At 72.1% G+C, this 18299-nt stretch carries 15 protein-coding genes; 6 read left to right on the top strand and 9 right to left on the bottom strand.

Features of this window, described 5'->3' with window-relative positions:
* Positions 1 to 61: 61 nt before the first annotated feature.
* Positions 62 to 1597 carry a serine/threonine-protein kinase gene (locus tag CA12_RS04300; protein ID WP_165700546.1) on the bottom strand — a complete coding sequence of 512 codons (1536 nt, stop codon included), beginning with the start codon at positions 1595 to 1597 and terminating at the stop codon, positions 62 to 64.
* Positions 1598 to 1841: 244 nt separating this feature from the next.
* Positions 1842 to 2156, bottom strand: a complete 315-nt coding sequence (locus CA12_RS04295; RefSeq protein WP_242688117.1) for a hypothetical protein — start codon at positions 2154 to 2156, stop codon at positions 1842 to 1844.
* A gap of 314 nt (positions 2157 to 2470) precedes the next feature.
* Between CA12_RS04295 and CA12_RS04290 the strand changes: the two genes are divergently transcribed.
* Positions 2471 to 3763 (top strand): M28 family metallopeptidase, encoded by a 1293-nt coding sequence (locus CA12_RS04290; protein WP_165700545.1) that lies wholly within the window; start codon positions 2471 to 2473, stop codon positions 3761 to 3763.
* Between the two features lie 139 nt (positions 3764 to 3902).
* Positions 3903 to 4694 carry a phosphoadenylyl-sulfate reductase gene (locus CA12_RS04285; RefSeq protein ID WP_145357645.1) on the top strand — a complete coding sequence of 264 codons (792 nt, stop codon included), beginning with the start codon at positions 3903 to 3905 and terminating at the stop codon, positions 4692 to 4694.
* 210 nt (positions 4695 to 4904) lie between these two features.
* On the opposite strand, the gene CA12_RS04280 is transcribed toward CA12_RS04285, so the two are convergent.
* Entirely contained in the window at positions 4905 to 7799 is a 2895-nt protein-coding gene (locus tag CA12_RS04280) for a PVC-type heme-binding CxxCH protein (RefSeq protein WP_145357644.1), read from the bottom strand.
* A gap of 450 nt (positions 7800 to 8249) precedes the next feature.
* On the opposite strand from CA12_RS04280, the gene CA12_RS04275 reads away from it, so the two are divergent.
* On the top strand, positions 8250 to 8699 hold the full coding sequence (locus CA12_RS04275) for a hypothetical protein (RefSeq protein ID WP_145357643.1): 450 nt from the start codon (positions 8250 to 8252) through the stop codon (positions 8697 to 8699).
* A 156-nt stretch (positions 8700 to 8855) separates the two neighbouring features.
* Here the strand turns inward: CA12_RS04275 and CA12_RS04270 are convergent, their stop codons facing one another.
* The 5 genes from CA12_RS04270 to CA12_RS04250 form a co-directional block, all read right to left on the bottom strand.
* Complete coding sequence (locus CA12_RS04270; RefSeq protein ID WP_145357642.1) at positions 8856 to 10403, bottom strand: DUF6798 domain-containing protein; 1548 nt, start codon at positions 10401 to 10403, stop codon at positions 8856 to 8858.
* A gap of 70 nt (positions 10404 to 10473) precedes the next feature.
* Entirely contained in the window at positions 10474 to 10920 is a 447-nt protein-coding gene (locus CA12_RS04265; RefSeq protein ID WP_207622143.1) for a hypothetical protein, read from the bottom strand.
* A gap of 195 nt (positions 10921 to 11115) precedes the next feature.
* Entirely contained in the window at positions 11116 to 12069 is a 954-nt protein-coding gene (locus CA12_RS04260) for a S1C family serine protease (RefSeq protein ID WP_145357641.1), read from the bottom strand.
* A 161-nt stretch (positions 12070 to 12230) separates the two neighbouring features.
* Complete coding sequence (locus CA12_RS04255) at positions 12231 to 13211, bottom strand: DUF1559 domain-containing protein (protein ID WP_145357640.1); 981 nt, start codon at positions 13209 to 13211, stop codon at positions 12231 to 12233.
* Between the two features lie 91 nt (positions 13212 to 13302).
* Complete coding sequence (locus tag CA12_RS04250; protein ID WP_207622142.1) at positions 13303 to 14304, bottom strand: cation diffusion facilitator family transporter; 1002 nt, start codon at positions 14302 to 14304, stop codon at positions 13303 to 13305.
* A gap of 358 nt (positions 14305 to 14662) precedes the next feature.
* Between CA12_RS04250 and CA12_RS04245 the strand changes: the two genes are divergently transcribed.
* The gene (locus CA12_RS04245; protein ID WP_145357638.1) at positions 14663 to 14866 is read left to right on the top strand and encodes a hypothetical protein; all 204 of its coding nucleotides are present in this window, start codon (positions 14663 to 14665) and stop codon (positions 14864 to 14866) included.
* Positions 14867 to 14984: 118 nt separating this feature from the next.
* Positions 14985 to 15920: an efflux RND transporter periplasmic adaptor subunit gene (locus CA12_RS04240; protein WP_145357637.1), complete on the top strand. Its 936-nt coding sequence runs from the start codon at positions 14985 to 14987 to the stop codon at positions 15918 to 15920.
* A 399-nt stretch (positions 15921 to 16319) separates the two neighbouring features.
* Here CA12_RS04240 and CA12_RS04235 read toward each other — a convergent pair whose 3' ends face one another.
* The gene (locus CA12_RS04235) at positions 16320 to 16937 is read right to left on the bottom strand and encodes a YHS domain-containing protein (protein WP_145357636.1); all 618 of its coding nucleotides are present in this window, start codon (positions 16935 to 16937) and stop codon (positions 16320 to 16322) included.
* Positions 16938 to 17056: 119 nt separating this feature from the next.
* Between CA12_RS04235 and CA12_RS04225 the strand changes: the two genes are divergently transcribed.
* Positions 17057 to 18283 carry a hypothetical protein gene (locus tag CA12_RS04225; RefSeq protein ID WP_165700544.1) on the top strand — a complete coding sequence of 409 codons (1227 nt, stop codon included), beginning with the start codon at positions 17057 to 17059 and terminating at the stop codon, positions 18281 to 18283.
* Positions 18284 to 18299: the final 16 nt, after the last annotated feature.

The following is an 18299-nucleotide window of genomic DNA, read 5'->3' as shown; positions in this document are numbered from 1 at the left end:
GCCAGTCAGCTTAAGGGGACGGCCGCCCCGGTTGCCGCCCCGGGCGAGCCCGCTTCCTTCGTCAGTCCCTCCGGCCGGGGGCTCGGGCGCCGGCCGCCACCGCCACCGCCGTCAATTGCAGGGTCATCCCGGCGGTGACCGAGAGCATCACGAGGTACTTGGCCGCCGGGAGTCGGTCGTAGATGCTGAACCCCGCCCCGCCGCCCCAGATCCACCCGCTGCAGGCGTACAGCCAAACGCCGAGGGCCGCGACGAAGCCGACCCACCAGGCCCAGCGATCGCCGCGGAGCAATCGAGCGCCGACGTACGTCATCGCGGCGGACATGGCCGATCCGGCGATCGCTTCGCCCAGGAGGGCGTCGTCTTTCGGTAGCGCGGTGACTCGCTCCAGCCAGGTGTCGAGCGCCAACACGGCCATGCCCGCGGAGAACGGGGCGTTCCACATGATCAACACGATGCCCGCGTCCCGCAGCCGCTCCGGGCGGCGGAGCCAGGTGAGGAGCCGGTCCCGCCAGCAGAATCGCCGGGCCGTGACCGCCCGCCCCTCCCGCCAGGCGATCAGGTCCGCGGCGAGCGCCGCGGCGCCGGCGTAACGGTCTCCCGGCCGCTTCCGCAGGCACTTCATGCAGATCGCGTCCAGCCCGGAGGGCAGTCCCGGCCGCACCGTCCGCGGGGGCGGCGGGTCCTCCTCGTCGATCTGTTTGAGCAGCGCCAGCGTGGTGCGACCGTCGAACGGAGGTCGCCCGGCCAGCAGTTCGTACAGCATCGCCCCCAGCGCCCACACGTCCGTGGCCGGGCCGATCTCCTCCGGGCGTTCGCCCGCCTGCTCCGGCGCCATGTAGAGCGGCGTGCCGACCGCCCGGCTGGTGCGGGTCGCCGCGGCGCTCTCCTCCAGCACCCGGGCCACGCCGAAGTCCGACACCTTGGGCACGAAGGGCAGCTCCCCGGCCTCGGCGGGGCGCGGGTCCGGGGCGTCCAGCAACACGTTCGCCGGCTTCAAATCGCGATGAATCACCCCGGCGAGGTGGCAGCGGTGCACGGCCTCGGCAATCGGGATCAACAACGCCGCGGCGAGCGGGGGAGGAACCGGCTCGACGCGGTTCGCCAGCCACTTCGCCAGGTCCGGCCCGTCGCACAGGGCACTGGCGAGGTAGCACTGCCGGCCGCCCTCGCCGGACGCGTCGATCGTGCCGGCTTCGTACACCTCCACCAAGTGCGGGTGCCGCACGGCGGCGGCGGCTCGCGCCTCCCGCAGGAATTGGCGGAGCAGTTCCGGATCGTCGTCGGCGTCGAACCGGGGCACCTTCAGGGCGACGTGCCGCTCCAGCGTCGGGTCGAAGGCCCGGTAGACGGTGCCCATCCCGCCGTAGCCCAACGTCCCGTCGATCCGAAAGCGCCCCAGGAACCGGCCGGCGGGAACCGTCCCCGCACCGGCGCCCGAGCGGGCGCCGCCGGACCGGGTGATCCCGGCGGGGCCGACCGTTTTGTCCGCGGACGTCGGCGCCGTCCGCGACGACCCGACCGCAGCGGGCAGCCCCAATGCGTCGGGCGGTCCGGCAGGGTCGGGCGGCGGCGTGGCGGGCGGAACGTCAGCCATCAGGACGGCGAACGTAACTCGTCTCAAGCCGGCGCGTTCTGAAAAATGTCGCGCCTTGGCCGCGGAACGAATCCGAGGACCGTTCGGTCCGGAAGACGCCGCGCAAGCAACCGCCCGCCGATCCCTCACGAAGAGGGGTCTGGCGGGCGTGCCCCGCATCCTTGCGGGGACAACCCCGCATCCTTGCGGGGCGATGTCGGGATCGGGCGGTCCGGGACCGGCCGATCGGCTCAGACCAGTCGGCTCAGAACACGTCGAGGTAGAAGTGGTGGCCGCTGTGGTACGGACGGTTGCGAGGGTAGAAGTTGTGCCAGTCCGTGCGATAGACGGGAATCCGGCGTTCCTCGGGGTACTTGTAGTACAGGCTGTCGTACTCCTGCGGGGCTTCGAAGTTCCGCGGGTAGTAGACGTACGGGTAGTGGTAGAAGCGGTTCCAGTCGGTCGGCTGGCCCTTGCCGCTGGCATGGGCCGAGTCCGGGCCGGCGAACGCGCAGCAGACCGTCAGGGCGGCGAGCGCGGCCAACCGCAACAGGCGACGGTTGGAGGGGAGAACAAGCACGCGGCGGTTCATGGCGGCGGCGGGGGGCGGTGTTGGGCGGGTCGGGCGCGGCCGGCGAAGCGGCCCGCCGGCCCGGGGCCGCGATGCGGCCGCGAACGGTTCTTCGGCCCGACCGGCGGATGCGGTTCAGCCCGTTTGAGCGGGAGGACGCTCCCCGGGGGAAAAATCGCGCCCGTCGCTTTCTTCGCGCCCGCCGGCCCTTGCCGGCGGCCGCCCCGCAGGCGAACTTGGGGGCGTTCCCGATCCCGCGCACGGATGCGTCTCCCATGCGGCTCCCGCCCGTTCCCGTTCGTCCCTCACCGACCCGCGCGCGATTGATCGCCGCGTCCGTCTGGGTCTTCGCCCTGCCGTCCGCCGCGGCGCTGGGGCAGGACGCCCCCGCCGAGACGCCCCCGCCGGTCGTCGCCGCGGAGCAGATCACCCCGCAGCGGATCACGGCGGACGATCTGCGGCCGCACGTCGAGTTCCTCGCCGACCCCGCCCGCGGCGGTCGCCCCGGCGGCCGGGCGGACGCCGCCGCGGAGTACCTCGCCGCTCACTTCCAATCGCTGGGGCTGGAGCCGGTCTTCGAGGCATCCCCGGCAGCTGCGCCCGGGAACGCGCCGGCTGACGGCGACGGCGGAGCGGGGGGGAAGAGCTTCTTCCAGACGATCGCCGGGCCGGACGGCGGGCCGTTCGGGCGGAACGTGGCGGCCCTGCTGCCGGGCTCGGACCCGGCGGCGAAGGCGGAAGTGGTGATGATCGGCGCCCATTACGACCACCTCGGCGTGCGGGGCGGGGTGCTGTATCCGGGCGCCGACGACAACGCCAGCGGTACCGCGATGCTGATGGAGGCCGCCGAACGCCTCGCCGACGACGCCAAACAGGGCGACGGCCCCCGCCGCAGCGTGCTGTTCGTCGCGTTCGACCTGGAGGAGCGCATGCTGTTCGGCTCCCGCTGGTTCGCCGCCCACCCCCCCGCCGTGCTGACCGGCGGGCAGGATGACGCCACGATGCGGCAACTCAAGGCGGTGTTCGTCGCGGACATGATCGGCCGCAGTCTGGGCGACCTGGACCTGCCTACCGTATTCGTGATGGGCAGCGAGCACGCCCCGCACCTCAAAAGCGTTCTCGACCGCGTCGGCACGCCGGAGGGGCTGGAAGCGGCCCGGCTGGGCATCGACCTGATCGGCACCCGCAGCGATTACGGCCCGTTCCGCGACCGCGACATCCCCTTCCTGTTCTTCAGCACCGGCGAGCACAAGGACTACCACCGCCCCACCGACACGCCGGAGAACCTCAACGTGGAGAAGGCCGCCCGGGTGGCCTCGCTGATCCTGGCGATCACGGTGACCACGGCCAACGACGCCGAGGCCCCCGTCTGGGAGGCGAACCCGTCGCCGGACCTGGACGAGGCCCGGGCCGTGAACCGCATCACCGGCCTGCTGCTGGAACGGGCCGCCAGCCCGGAGAACCCCACGGGCCGCCGGTTCGGCACGATGCAGAAGGTGACGCTCGCCCAGACGAAAAGCGTCACCGAGGGCGTGCTGGAACGCGGCGTGATGACGGAGAAGGAACGCAGCTGGCTGGTCCGGCTCAGCCAGGTGCTGTTGCTCAGCGTGTTCTGAGGGGGCGACCCCGCCTAAGCCGGACCCATGGGGCCGGCTTAAACGGCGGGAGAGCGGGGCGTTGCCGGATCGCGGTTCACCTCGGACCGCCCCGGCGCCTATTATCCCCGCCCGATCTCCCCCCTCCGAAAGGCCCGCCGTGGCCCGCCTGACGCTGGCCGACCTGGCCGACCTCAACGCCCAGTTCGAGCACAGCGACCCCCGGGACCTGATCCGCTGGGCGAAAGACCTCTTCGGCGACCGGCTCGCCGCGCTGAGTTCGATGCAGAAGACCGGCTGCGCGGTCTGCCACATGCTCAGCACGTTGGATCTGGACATCCCGGTGCTGTTCGTCGACACCGGTGTGCTGTTCCCGGAGACCTACGCCCACCGTGATCTGATTGCGGAGGAGTACGGTCTGACGATCCGCACGCTCACTCCCGAACTGACGATGGAGGAGCAGACCAACCAGCTCGGCGTGCTCTACCTCACCCCGGAGGGGCAGGCGGAGTGCTGCCGGATGCGGAAAAGCGACCCGCTGCTGGCCGTCGCCGATCAGTACGACGCGATGATCTCCTCGCTGCGCCGCAGCGACGGCGGCCCCCGCGGCCGCACCCCGGTGCTCTCGCCGGACCCGGAGACGAACACCCTCCGCATCAACCCGCTGGTGACGATGGCGGACGAGGAACTCGCCGCGTACCTCAAAGACAACGCGATCCCCACCAACCCCCTGCACGAGCAGGGTTACGCGACGATCGGCTGCAACCGGTGCACCACCCCGGTGCTGCCCGGCGAACCGAAGCGGGCCGGCCGCTGGCGGCACCTCGGCCCCTGGAGCCAATACTGCGGCATCAATCCGACGGACATGATGCCCCCGGAGCAACTTTCGGTGGACCTGCCGGAGGACCTGATCGACCGCGTCCTGGGTCGCGCGACGGACTTCGTGATTTAATCAGGGCGCTCAATCGCCTCTGCTCCCCTCGCCCCCTTTTGGGGGAGAGGGGCCGGGGGTGAGGGGGCTGTGACTTCCGATTGCGGTTCACTGCCCGCTCCCTCTCCCGTCGGCCGGGACGTCACGGCACAGAGCGGGGGCGGGTGAACCGTGCGTCACCCTCACCCCCGGCCCCTCTCCCTGAGGGAGAGGGGGGAAGAAAAACGCCCGTCACTCCGCGTACCGCCAGCCTTTTAAAAACGCGAGGAGGTCGGCCATCTGCTCCGGGGTGAGCTGTTCCTCCAGGCCGGTGGGCATCAGCGAGACGCCTTCGCTGCGGAGTTCCAGCAGGTCGCCGCGGGGTAGGGAGACGGTCTCGCCGCCGGGGGACTGCAGGGTGATCGAACCGGCCGTTTCGCTGGTCAGCAGGCCGGTGAGGACGCGGCCGTCGGCGGTGAGGACGGTATAGGCGAAGCCCCCGACGTCCACGGCCCGGTTCGGGTCGAGGATGTTCGTCAACAGGCTCTCGGGGGTGCGGTTGTAGGTGTCGGAGATGTCCGCCCCGACCGCCGTGCCCACGCCGTCGACCGCGTGACAGGTCGCGCAAACCCGCCCGAACGCCGCGCGGCCGCGGGCCACGTCGCCCTCCATCGTGAGGGCCGACTGATAGCGGGCCAGTGCCGCCGCCCGGTCCTCGCCGCCGCCGGAGAGCGCCGCCTCGGCCCGGGTGCGGATCGCCTCGTCATTGAATTGAACTAGTCGCCGCGTCGCCGCGGGGCCGACGGCCGCGGCGGTCAGTTCGCGGTCTTCGACCAACGTCAGCAGCGCCGCGGCCCGGTCGGGGGCGGTCAGGGCCAGTTCCAGCAGCGCCGCCCGCACGGCGGGCGTTTCGGCGGGCAGGTTGCGCACCAGATCGGCCGCGGCGGGGGAGGCGGTGCGGGCCAACTGGCGGACCGCGGCGCTCCGCACCGCCGGGTCCGGGTCCTCCGCGGCGACCGCCGTCAGCTCCGGCCAGGTTTCTTCCAGCAGGCCGAGCAGAAATAGGTCGTTCTCCCGATCCGCAGTGGCGGCCGACCGCTGCACGAACGCGGCGGCGAGCGTCTCCCGGTACCCCGCCTCCAGTGCCGCCAGTTCCCGCCGCAGTGCCGGGCCGGCGCCACGGTCGAGGCCCCGCAGCACGGCCGCGGCCTTCTCAGGGACGACCCGATCGGCGAGGACGGACCCGACGGCCATGCCCATCGTCGCCGTCAACTCGCCCCGGCGCCCGGCGACCTCGGCGGAGCGGGCCAACAGGTCCGGCGGCGCCGGCGTCTCGGAGAGCCACAGCGCCGCGGTGAGGGGCGTCGGCATCCCGGCCCGCCCGGCCCCGGCCAACACGGCGGTGTGCAGATAGGGATCGTCGGACTGAACCGCCGCGTCCACCAGCGCCGCAAACACGGCCGGGTCGTCCGCGTGCGGGGCGAGGGCGACGCAGAGGTCGAAGGCGGTTCGGCCTTCCCAGACGTACTCGCTGAGCGCCGCGACGGCCGCATCGAGCGCTGCGGGAGTCATCAGTCCGGCGTCGGCGGCAATCCTCGCCGCTCGTCCGGGCATTTCGTCGAGTGCGTGTAACACATCGCCTTCGGTCAACGCTCCGACGGCGGCCAAGTACGCCAGCCCCCGCGATAAATCCTCATGCTCCCAATAGATTCTGTTGGACTCGCGAACCGGCGTGACGGCGGCCGGGTCGCGGCGTTCGTGGAGCAATCGCTGGGCGGTCTCGCCGCCCCAGCCCGGTTCGTGCAGCGCCCCCGCCAGTTCGGAAGGCGACGCCGCCCCCAGAACGTCCGCCCGCCAGGGGGGCTCCCCCGCCGCCCGCACCCGCCACAGCCGGCCGCGGGTTTCGCCCCATCGCAGGTCCGGGCGGTTTTTTAATTCCTCCGGCATCCAATGCGGGTGTTCGATCACCGCCCGGGCCATGTCGACGACATATACACTGCCGTCCGGGCCGACGGCGAGGTCCACCGGGCGGAACCAGGGCGAGGCGGACGTGAGAAACTCCACCCCGTCGCGGGCCGGCTTCGAGGTGAACGTCGCTCCTTGCGGTTCGAGAACCTCCCGGTGCACCAGCCCGGCGGTCGGCTCGCAGGTGAAGACGCTGTTCTCATATTCTTTGGTCAACACGCCGCGGGGCAGCTTCAACACCCCGCAGGCGGCGGTGAATTGGCCGGCGTGGGCGAGGCTCGTGGTGAACGCCTTTTGCGTCGGGTACAGCTTGGAGTCCGGCCCCCAGGCGGCGACGTCGTGCACGGCGGATTCGACGGCGAGGTGCGGGTTCAGCGCCGTCAGCGAGTCCGGCAACACCGCGTGTCGGACCGGTTTACGGTTCTCGCAGAAAAAGCGGTTCCCGAAGGCGTCGATGCTCAGCCCGTACTGCCCGGCGCCGGCCACGACCTTTGCTTCGCCAATGTGCGGGTCGAAGGCGAACGTGCGGCCGGACAGGTCCAGCGGTTCAGCGTCCTTATCCTCGCCTAAGCCGGACGCATGCGTCCGGCTTGGGTTCGATTCCCCCTTCACGATTTTGCCGCCGCGGAGGCCGTTGCCGACGTAGATCCAACCGTCCGGGCCGAGCGTCGGGTGATTGGCCCGCAGCTGTTCGTTCTCCTCCGCGAAGCCGGTGAACCAGACTTCCTCCCTGTCGGCGACGTCGTCCCGGTCGGTGTCCGGGAAGTAGCTCACCTTGCCCGCGAGGGTGACGAAGGCGCCGCCTTTCCACGGCTGCACGCCGGTGGGGAAGGCGAGGCGGTCGGCGAAGGTGAGGGCGGCGTCGAAGGTGCCGTCGCCGTCGGCGTCCTCCAAGATCCGCACTCGGCCGCGGGGCGGATTCTCCTCGGAAAAGCCCTCGGGCGGCGGGGTGGGGTAGTCGCCCATCTCCACGACCCACGCCCGGCCGCGTTCGTCGAACCGTAGGGCGACCGGATCGACGACCAGCGGCTCCGCGGCGGCCAGCTCCACCGTCAGGCCGGGCACGACGGTCAGCGTCGCGGCGATCTCCGCCGCCGACGGCCCCTCCACGTCGGCGGCCGCGGGGGACGGATCCGCCGCGCACGCCAAGGCGAACGAGGCGGCGAGCGGGAGGCCGAACATGCGGACGTTCCGAGACGGTCGTTTGACAAAGGGGCCGGTGCGCGACGATCGCGGGTGTCGAACTTACACGCTGCGTCGCACCCGCGGGACACTTCCGGCCGGCGCGGGGCGGGGCGGAGCGGCTCCCGAAGCGTCGGCGGGGGCCGCCGGAGGGCGCCGGCGGGTGGGGATCGGCCTGAACGCCGGTTGACGCACGGTCCCGGGGGGCGATCTAATCAGCCTGCCCGATTCGTTCGTCTCGCCGTTCCCGGTTCCGCCGGGGATCGGGGGGAGAATCGTCGGGTCCGGCCCGGCCGGTACGCGGCGTGCTCCATCCGTCCGACCGAACCGTGTCCCCGCGATGCGGACACGGCCCCGGCTCGTCGGCGCGTCGTGCCCCGCGGCCCCGTTTCCATCCGCGGCCCGTTCCCCGGCCGCCCCGGACCCTCCTCAACCCACCGACATTCGCCCATGATCACTGCTCGCCCCGCCCGCCGTCTGATTGGCGGCGTCGCCCTCGCCGCCCTTGCCGCCGGCCTGCTGCTCGCCCCGGCCCCCAACGGCGCCGACGAGGCCCAGGCCCGTCCCCAGCACCTCAAGTTCTTCGCCCAGAAGTACGCCGAGGAGATCGAAAAAGATCAGATCAGTAAGGTGAAGTGCGATATCTGTCACGAGAAGACCCAGCCCAAAGATAAGAAGATCCGGAACCCCTACGGCGCCGCCCTGGCGAAGGTCGTCAAGGAGAACGAGAAGGATCAGGAAGCCTTCACCAAGGCCATGGAGAGCATCGAGAGCGAAAAAAGCTGCAACGGCGAGACCTTCGGCGAGCGCATCAAGAAAAAGAAGGAACTGCCGGCCGAAGGCTGCGATCCGCTGCCCACCGGCCAGCCGCTCGTCCCGGTCCCGGACGCCGCCAACTGAGCCCGGTTCCGGCTCACAGCCGTATCCCATCAGTCGTGACGACCGCCTCCGGCAACGGGGGCGGTCGTTTTTTCATGGACGCCTGCCGCTTGCGGTTTCGCGGGGGCCGAGGGCGTTCGACCACCGTGAAACCGCAAGCGGCGCCCGCCCGGCGAATCAATCCGCGTTCGGCGGCTCCGGCCGCAGGGCGTACAGGCGCCAGGGGCCGGCGACGTGGGTCGGGGGGGCGTCGATCGGCTCCAGCGTGGCGGTCAGCAGGTAGTCCGCCTCCGTGGCGACGCCCAGTTCGCCCAACTCCGAACGGTCGAAGCCCGGCGTTTCGTCGTCGCCCCACCGCAGGCGGGCCCAGTCCCGCACCAGCCGCAGGCGGCGGTTCCACTCGAGAATCCCCGCCGGGTCCTGCGGGCAGTCCTTGAAGCAGACGTACTCCGCCCGCTGCGCAAACCACTTGAAGGCGTGATTGCGGGTCGGCGTGACGACGACCGCGTCCGCCGGCAGGGTCTCGTCGATCCAGCCGCACATCGACTCCCAGGCGGCGGCGTCCTCAGGGGAGAGCCCGGAGGGGTCGCGGTCGTAAAAGGGCGTCCAGACGCTGAGGAGGAACAGCGCCCCCGCGGCGCCCGTCGCGGCGAGGGTCCGCGGCGGCGTGGTCGCCCAGCGGATCGCGCACCCCGCGAAGGCCAGCGCCGCCGCCAGCGGGACCAGCACGTCGGCCAGGCGGAACGGGTAGAACTTCAGCAGGAAGGCCCGCAGGTAGGGGAACGCGGCCTCGTGCGGCTCCCCGGTGCGCAGGCCGATCAGCACGCCGACGTAGGCGATCAGCAGGCTCCCCAGCACGACGAGGGCGAACGCCGTCTCGGCCGCCGTCCGGGCGCCCCAGCGCCGCAGCAGGACCCACGCGGCGGTCAGGTGGAAGAACCCGAACCACGAATGGGTGCGGAACGTCATCGGGTCGAGGTGATGGGGCAGCCGCAGATAGACCTGCAAAAAGTTCGCCCGGCCGACGTTCGCCCCGGGCGCCGCGTCCAAGGCGTCGAGGGCGAACCACAGCCCGGGGACGGCGCACAGTAGGAACAGCCCCGCGGCGGCGGCTGCCGTCCGGGGAGCCGGGCGCTCCATCGGTTCCCCCCGCCACCGTCGGGCGCCGGCCAGCGCCGCCGCCGCGAACGCCCCGCAGGCGGCGCCCCACACGCCGACGACGGGGTGAAACGAGACCGCCGCCCCCGCCGCCGCCGCCGCTGGCAGCCAGCGTCGCTCCAGCCCCCAGGCGAGCCCGAGCAGCAGGAAGCCGTACGAAAAGACCTTGCCCTCGGCCCCGCCGACGAGCCATTCGCCCGACAGGTTGCCCACCGCCGCCGCCGCGAGAAACGCCGCCCCGCTCAGCGGCGCCGCCCAGGGGGTGCCGATCACCCGGGTCGCCAGCAGCGTCCAGCCGCAGGCCAGCAGGGCCAGCCCGGTCGCCCGGCCGAACAGGGCGGCGGCGGGTAGGCCGAACCCGTCCGCCACGGGGCCGCACAGCAACCCGAACACGCCGTGCGGGTCCGAGGAATCCAGGAAGAAATCGCCCGGGCAGAAGCTCGGGTCGACCAGGTGCAGCGCCTTGCCGAGGTACTGCGGCTCGTTCACGCCCGGCACGGGGCTCTGCACGAGCGAATAGGCCATGAGCGCCGCGAACAGCAGCGTTCCCGCGACGACGCCCTTCATCGCGGCACGTTCCACATGGCGGCAAACCCCCTGTGCGGCAAACCCCATACGGGGGAAACGGTCGGGCCGACTACTTTTTGCTGCGGGCGGTCTTCTTCGCCGCGCCCTTCTCTTTGACCGCCGCCTTGGCGGTCGTGCCGGCGACCGCCTTCTTCGCCGCGGCTTTCTTCTCCTGTTTGGCGGGGGCCTTCTCCGACTTCGCCGCCGCCTTCGCGGGAGCCGCCGCTTTCTTCTTCGCGGGAGCCGCTTCCTTCTTGGCGGGCGCCGCCTTCTTGGCCGGGGCCGCTTCCTTCTTGGCGGGGGCCTTCTTCGCGGCGGCCTTCGGGGCGGCGGCGGCCGTCTTCTGGGCGACCGCCTTCGGGGTCGCCTTCTTCGCCGCGGCGGGCTTGGCGGCGGCCTTCTTGCCGGCGGACTTCTTGGACTTGGCGGGGGCCGCGTCGGCGTCGTCGCCGAAGATACGGTCCCAGCCCTCACGCAGCTTACTGTTGGAGCCGGTGCGGACGATCGGGCCGCTCATAGGGAGACGCTGTGAAGAGACGGGGGGAACGCGGGCGAACTCGTGTTCGTCCGGGCGGACTCTGCGTCCGCCGATTGAAGGTCGGCGATTCTTGAAACGACGCCGCTTACCGTCAACCGCACCGCCCTATTTCATGGGGGATCGCACCGCCCGACGCCCGATTGTGCCGTCACGGCAAGCGGCGCCGCGGGCCGCCTACTCCTCGGCCGCCGGCGGGGGGTTCGGATTGCGGCGGGAGGGCGCCTCCAGATAGCGATAGCCGCTGTTGGCGTTGTTGCGGTCGTAGGCGAACGCCTCCCACTCGTCCAGGAACGATTTGACGAAGGTGACCGGAATCGCGAAGCCCAGCCCCTCGCCGAAGGTCAGCTTCATATTGGTCACCCCGATGACCTCGCCGCGGTCGTTGAACAGCGGGCCGCCGCTGTTGCCGGGGTTAATCTGGGCGGTCGTCTGAATATACGTCAGCCCCTCGAAGTTGCGGTGGCGGTTGGAGACGATCCCCTGACTGACGCTCCGCTCCAAACCCAGCGGGTTGCCGATGGCGAACACGGCGTCGCCCTCGCGGTAATCGGCTTCCTCGCTGAGGAACACCGGCTTGAAGGTCACCCCCTCCGGCTTGGGGATGCGGACCAGCGCCAGATCCAGAAACGGGTTCAACGCGACCAGTTCCACGTCTTGCACCCGCCGGCGCCGCAGGGACTGGCCCTCCTTGGTATACAGCGTCGCGGCGAGGCGGGTCTCTTTCTCGACGACGTGATAATTCGTCACCGCGAGGCCGTCCTCGTTGATGATAAACCCGCTGCCCAGTCCGCCGGGGGTCTGGATCAGCACCACGCCCTCGCCGTATTGATCGGCGAGCTGCTTGACGCTGCCGCCGGGCAGGTCGGCGGTCTGATAGACGCCGCGGTCGGTCACGTTGCTGACGGCGTCCGTTTCGGACTCCGCCCGCCGCTTCAGCACGCGGTCCTTGGGGATGCGGACCACGTCCACGCCCAGATCGACGTACAGGGCGTCGCCGTCCTCCTTCAACACCTCCCCAGTCACACTCTGCCCGCCGCGGAGTTCCAGCACGTCCGCGGCGGCCGCGGCGGCGGCGAGAACCGGAAGCGTCGCGACCAGCGCGGCGGCGAGAGCGAACGAACGGGGCATCGGCGGTGCGGGCGGTTCGGGAGGGGACGGGGGAGTTTAGGGGCCGAACGAATCCGCGGCACCTCCAACCGGCGCCCCCCCCGCCGGCGCACCTCCAACTGGCGCCCCGGCGATCCCGGTCGCGGCGATCCCGGTTGCAGCGATCCCGATCGCGGCGGCGGTCACCACTCGTCCAACACCTCGTTGCCGGCCCGGGTGCCCAGGCCGTTGTAGACGTCGAAGTCGATCGACTCGCCGATCGTGTGCACGGAACCGTCCCCCAGCAGGAACTGGGCGAAACCGACGTGCGGGGCGGAGACGTCCCGGTCGTCGCTCTGCGGACTGTTGGGCGTGTGGCCAGTCTGGAACAGGATCATGTGGCCGTGGTCGTCGGAGGCTTCGGTGATCTCCCGGACGCCGCCGATCCAGTTCGTTTCGTATTCAAAGTGCACGCCGTGCTCCGCCCCGCTGCGGAACGGGCCGTTGTTGCGTTCGCCGACCATCAGGGTGTTGGAGAGCCCGTCGCGGACCTCGGCGATGCGGGTGGCGCTGTTGCGGCTGAACATCCCGTCGCGCTGCGTCTGGTTGTCGTCCAGATCCGGCGGGCCGAAACAGGCGACGAAACTGGCCATCGCGTAGGCCTCGACCTCGCCGGTGGAGATCTGCGGTTCGGTCGCCTCCCCCTCGCCCATTACCACGTAGCCGCCGTCGGAGACGGTGTCCGTCGGACAGAGGAACACCGGCAGGTGGCGGGTGCGGATCGCGGCGTTGGCGGGGTCGTAGATCGGGACGTTAAAGTCGATCTCCGCGTGTACGTTCGGCAGGTCGAGATACGGCAGCAGCAGCGCCCCCCAGCCGTAGCCGCGGGTGTTGCCCACGCCCCCGGGGGCGCCGACGTCGCCCGGAGCGTAGAGGTAGCCGGAGGGGAACGTCTTGAGCGTCGACTCGTAATTGTGCATTGCCAGCCCGATCTGCTTGAGGTTGTTCAAACAGGCCGTCCGCCGGGCCGCCTCCCGGGCCTGCTGCACCGCGGGCAGCAACAGGGAGACCAGGATCGCGATGACCGCGATCACCACCAGCAGTTCAATTAGGGTGAAGCCCCGCCGACGGGACGGGCGGCGTACGGGCGCAGCGGGGGCGAACGCGGAGCGGGAGAACGACATCAAGGCGGGACCCGGGAAGGGCGGGGGAAGGCGGGAGGAGCACTCTGCCCGGCCTCAGACCGCCTTGTCCAGCGACGGCGTCCGCTCCCGATTAATGGTCGCCTTCGTAATACGGCTCCACGTGCACGACCACCTCCCGCACGCTGGGCCAGGCGGACTGCACCGCGGCCCGCACGTGCTGGGCGGTGCGGTGGGCTTCGCAGACGGTCTCCTCCGGGTTCACCTCCACGTCGATATCCACATGGGCGTCCGGGCCGGCGTGTTGAATGCGGACCTTCTCCACTTCCAAAACGCCCTCCACGGAGGCGGCGGCCTCGCGGACCAGTTCGAACCGGGCGTCGTCCGGCACGCCGTCCACGAGTTGATGCAGGTTCTCCCAGACGGCGGCGGCGCCGAGGCCGATCATCAAGGCCGCCAGCAGCGCCGCCCCGCCGCGGTCGATCAGCCCGCCCCAGTCCGGCACGGTCGCCGCCGCGGCCAGGCCGACCGCCGCGATCAGGCTGGTGCCGGCGTCGATGCGGTAGTGGTAGGCCTCGGCGATCAGGGCCGAACTGTGTTCCCGCCGGCCGACGTTCTTCACCACCCGGCCGGTGATCTCCAGCAGCACGGCCGCCGCCAGCGGGACCGCGGCGGCCCACAGCGGCAGGTTCAGGGCGACTTCCTCCCGGGCCGCGTCCCACACGGCCTGTCCGCCCAGCACGGCGCCCAGCAGCACGATGAGCACCCCCAGTTGCAGCCCCGCGAGCGGCTCGAACCGGCCGTGCCCGAAGGGGTGATCGTCGTCCGGCGGACGCTCCGCGTATTTCACCGCCGCCAGCAGGGCGAGACTGGCGGCGACGTCCGCGAGGCTGGCGACGGCGTCGACCAGCAGCACGTCGGCGCCGCAGGCCAGGTAGGCGGCGAACTCCGCCACGATCACCACCAGCCGCACGCCCACGCCGACGGCGCCGGCGAAGATCAGCCGCCGGGTCCGATTGCGGCGGGCCGCCCGCACGGCAGCGGGGTCCTCCGGCGGCACCGGATCCGGAAACGCCGGCCGCACGGGCCGGGTCGGGGCGGGGGACGCGGCGGAAGTCACGGCGGGGCCGGTCACGAGCGAACCGGTCGTGGCGGGGGGCGGGCGAGCGGGGCGACATCCTATCCCGCCGCCCCCCGGCCTGCCGACCGCTGTGCCCCCGTTCGCCCCCCCCGACCCGCCGCCCCGGCTTCCCGCGCCGTCCGGTGTCGGGCGCTCGCTCGGGAACTTCCCCGGGGGAACCTCCCGGCCGAGGAGGCGGGAACCGATGTTGAAGGTGATGCGAAGAACGTGTGAATTTGTGGCCGACAAGTGGAGGGGCGTCGCTCCGAAAGCCGGTGCGCCGATCCAACCAAGACCGGCTCCCCCCGCATACGCCCTGCGGGGCGGGCGGCCCGTACCGGCCTCGGCCGGGGAGGGACCGACGATGTTTCGATTGCTCAGCACTGCCATGCTGGCGGGATCGCTGCTGGTCTGCGGGTCGCTGGTGCGGGGGACGGCGTTGTGCGACTGGGACGCGGCGGTGGAGATTCGGGCCTGCTCGCACTGCGGCGCCGCGGTGGTGTTCGACCCCGCCACGCACCGCACGGCCCCCTGCCGCGGTTGCCGCCCCCGCCCGGTCGCCCTCGCCGCCCGGTAGCGACGCCGGGGTGGAACGGCCGGGGTGGAACGGCCGGGGTGGCGTCGGGGCCGGAGCGGACGGAACGTAGAGCGGCGTTGGTCCGCTCCGCCGCCCGTTGGATCTCCGGTCGCCCGTCATGCCTGTCGCGTTCGCCCTCGTCCTGCTCCTCGCCGCCGGTCCGCAGCGGGCCGCCGGCTCGCCCGGGGAAAGCGCCGGCGCCGCGGACGTGCTGACGATCGACTCGGCCTTCCTGCGGGTCGATCAGAAGGCGGACGTGCCCGCGGAAACCGCCGGCGTGCTGGCCGAACTGACCGTGCCGGAACTGGGCGAGGTGAAAGAGGGCGACCCGGTCGCCCGGCTGGACGCCGCCGCCGCGGTAATCGCCCGCGACGCCGCGGCCGGGCAACTGGCCCTCACGCGGCGGGAGGCCGAGGAGGACAGCGCCCGCGAGTTCGCCGCCGCCTCCGTGGAATTCGCCCGCACCGCTCTGGAGCGAATCGAAGCGATCCGGGAACGCAACGCGGCGTCGGCGTCGCTGGACGAACTGGATACCCGCCGCCGGGCCCTCGCCGAGGCCGAGGCGACTCTCGCCCAACGCACGTTGGAGCAGGACGTCAAGAAACTGAAGGTCGCCGCGGAGGAGCTGGACCTCAAGCTGGCGGAACTCACCCTGAAGCGGCACACGCTGACCTCGCCGCTGGCCGGCGTGGTGGAGGAGCGCCTCCGGCAACCCGGCGAGTGGGTGGAGCCGGGCTCCCCCGTGGTGCGGGTGTTGCGGTTGGACGTGCTGCGGGCGGAGGGCTTCGCCGACTACGACGCCGTCCGCGACCGCCTCGGCGCCCCCGCCGCGGTGATCTACCAGCCGACCGGCGACACCCCCGGCACGTCGTCCGCAGAAAAGCCGATCCGCCGCGTCGGCCGCGTCACCTACATCGGCAGCGAGGTCGAACCCAGCACGGGAGAGGTCCGCGTCCGGGCCACGATCGACAACGCCGGCCTCCGCCTGCGGCCGGGCTTGAAGGTGCGATTGGAGATCGGCCCGTCGCCCGACGCCGCGGTCGCCGCGGAGTGAGCCTTCGTTCCCCCCTCTCCCTCAGGGAGAGGGGCCGGGGGTGAGGGTGGGGCACGGTTCACCGGTCTCCGCTCTCTGCGGTGACAAACCGACGAGAGAGCGAAGCGGGCAGTGCAGGGCGTGCGGAAGTCACCGCCCCCTCACCCCCGACCCCTCTCCCCCAAAGGGGGGCGAGGGGGGCAGCAGGCCTACGAACGCCGAGAACGGTTCGCGTCGCTCTTCCCCCCTCTCCCTCAGGGAGAGGGGCCGGGGGTGAGGGTGACGCACGGTTCCTACGTCTCCGCACTGTGCGGTGACGAATCGGTCGACGGGCGAGCAGGCGGACAGTGAACGGTAATCGGGAATCACTGCCCCCTCACCCCCGACCCCTCTCCCCCAAAAGGGGGCGAGGGGAGACGTTCAGCGGGCGTAGCGCCCCGGGGCGGTGCGGAAGACGTTCCAGTTCTCCACGGTCGTGAACAGGTAGAAGCGGCCGGCGTGGCGGCGGAGGTGGGCGCCCTCGGCGAGGGTGTCTTCATCCAGGTAGGCGACCGGGTCCATGCCGCACCAGGCCGGGGCGTAGCGGTCCGGAGCCTCGCGGAAGGTCTGGAGGGCCTGCTCCGAGGCGAAGAAATAGGTGCGGCCGGCGTGCACGGCGCTGAAGTGCGGGGAGGCCGCTTCGAACCGACGCTCCGCCAGCGCCACCACGCACACGGTGCTGAGGGCGGACAGCGGCGGGGCGTCCGCGGCGGCGATCTCCGCCGGCACGAAGCCCGCCCCGCCCACGTCCGGCGCCGGCGACCCGGCGAGCGTCGGCACGCCGGTCGGCGCCTCGGCCAGCGTGGGGCTTTCGGTCAGCGTGGGGGTCTCGGCCAGCGTGGGGGTCTCGGCCAAGGTCGGCGTTTCGGGCGAGGCGCCCGGCAGCAGGGCGCACAGCAGGGCGGCCGGCAGCGAGACGGGCATGAGGGCGAGGCCGACGGGGGAACGGGGAGCGAACGCCGCGGGGCGGCGGCCCCGGTCCGGGATCGCCGCCGACATGAGCCGACATCGACGCCCGACCGCCGATTTCTTCACCCCGCCCGCAGATTCGCCGCGATCCGTCGGACCGGCCGGCCGATAAGCGCAGGACCGGCCCCGTCCCCGTGCCCAGCGCTCCCATGGTCCGCCGTTCCGTCCTGCGACCCGTCGTTGCGCCGCTCATGTGCCTGGCGGCGCTGGGCGCCGCGGCCGAGGGCGTCGCGATCGGGGGCGTCGCGGCCGAGGGCGTCGCGATCGGGGGCGTCGCGGCCGAGCGGGCGGAGGCCGGGCGGGCGGAGGCCGGCCGACCCGTCGCCGCCTCCCGCGGGCGTCGGGCCGCCGAGGCGCTGCCGCCGGGCCGGTTCCGCACGGCACTGCTGGCGGAGTTGGCGGCGCTGGACGCCCGCCGCCCCGCCCTCGCCCTGACCGGCGCCGGCGGCGAGATCATCGTCACCCCGCCGGAGCCGGAGGCCGACGTCGAGCCGGAGTGGGAGGTCGAACTGACCGCGATCGAACCGGCCCTCGCCTCGACGCCGACGCCCGCCGTGGCGCCCGCCGCGGATACCCAAACAGAGCCCCAGGTGGAGCCGGCGCCGGAGCCGCTGTTCGATTCCTCCGTCGCCCTCGCCGCAGCGTCCGCGGCGGTCCTCGACGCTGCGGCGTCCGCCCGCCCCGCTGCCCCCGGCGCCCCCGACTCCGCCCCCCCGAGTTGGATCGACCCCTTCGAGGAGCCGACCGAACTCCCCGCCGCCGAGACCGCCGCCGAGCAGCAGGCCGCCGAAACCGCCGCCGCCGAGCAACAGGCCGCTGAACAGAAGGCCGCCGAGCAGCGGGCCGCCGAGCAACAGGCCGAGGCCGACCACTTGGAGCGGGAACGAATCGACGCCGAACGCCGCGAAGCCGCCCGTCTGACAGCGGAGCGCGCGGAGGCGGAGCAGATGGCGGCCGATCGGGCCGAGGCCGACCGCCTCGTCGCCCGGCAACTGGCCGAGGCGGCGAAGGCGGCCGCCGCGGCGAAGGCGGCGAAGGTGTACACGCCCGGGTTCGGTCCGTTCTGCCCCGTCACCCTGCGGGACGAGATGCGGCTGGCCCCGGGCCGGACGGAGCACGCGGCGACGCACGAGGCGGCCCCCTGGCATTTCGCCACCCCGGAGGCCCGGGCGGCGTTCCTGAAGAACCCGGCCCGCTATCAGCCGATCGCCGGCGGCGGAGACGTGGTGCTGGGCGTGTTGGAGGGCTTCCGCGTCCCCGGCCGGCCGGATCGCTGCGTCGTCTACCGCGATCGGCTGTACCTGTTCACCTCGGAGAAGACCCGGGCCGCCTTCGTCAAAGACCCCCGCCGGTACGCCGCCGCCGTCGGCCAGTAGGTGAGCGGGGGGCCTC

The organism is Alienimonas californiensis (assembly GCF_007743815.1).
GTDB lineage: Bacteria > Planctomycetota > Planctomycetia > Planctomycetales > Planctomycetaceae > Alienimonas > Alienimonas californiensis.
This window is presented reverse-complemented; position numbering and strand designations above follow the sequence as displayed.

Bases quoted from the DNA above. Each gene is read 5' to 3' on its own strand.
- CA12_RS04300 (WP_165700546.1), bottom strand. From the start codon at position 1,597: ATGGCTGACGTTCCGCCCGCCACGCCGCCGCCCGACCCTGCCGGACCG.
- CA12_RS04280 (WP_145357644.1), bottom strand. From the start codon at position 7,799: ATGTTCGGCCTCCCGCTCGCCGCCTCGTTCGCCTTGGCGTGCGCGGCG.
- CA12_RS04275 (WP_145357643.1), top strand. From the start codon at position 8,250: ATGATCACTGCTCGCCCCGCCCGCCGTCTGATTGGCGGCGTCGCCCTC.
- CA12_RS04270 (WP_145357642.1), bottom strand. From the start codon at position 10,403: ATGAAGGGCGTCGTCGCGGGAACGCTGCTGTTCGCGGCGCTCATGGCC.
- CA12_RS04265 (WP_207622143.1), bottom strand. From the start codon at position 10,920: ATGAGCGGCCCGATCGTCCGCACCGGCTCCAACAGTAAGCTGCGTGAG.
- CA12_RS04260 (WP_145357641.1), bottom strand. From the start codon at position 12,069: ATGCCCCGTTCGTTCGCTCTCGCCGCCGCGCTGGTCGCGACGCTTCCG.
- CA12_RS04255 (WP_145357640.1), bottom strand. From the start codon at position 13,211: ATGTCGTTCTCCCGCTCCGCGTTCGCCCCCGCTGCGCCCGTACGCCGC.
- CA12_RS04240 (WP_145357637.1), top strand. From the start codon at position 14,985: ATGCCTGTCGCGTTCGCCCTCGTCCTGCTCCTCGCCGCCGGTCCGCAG.
- CA12_RS04235 (WP_145357636.1), bottom strand. From the start codon at position 16,937: ATGTCGGCGGCGATCCCGGACCGGGGCCGCCGCCCCGCGGCGTTCGCT.
- CA12_RS04225 (WP_165700544.1), top strand. From the start codon at position 17,057: ATGGTCCGCCGTTCCGTCCTGCGACCCGTCGTTGCGCCGCTCATGTGC.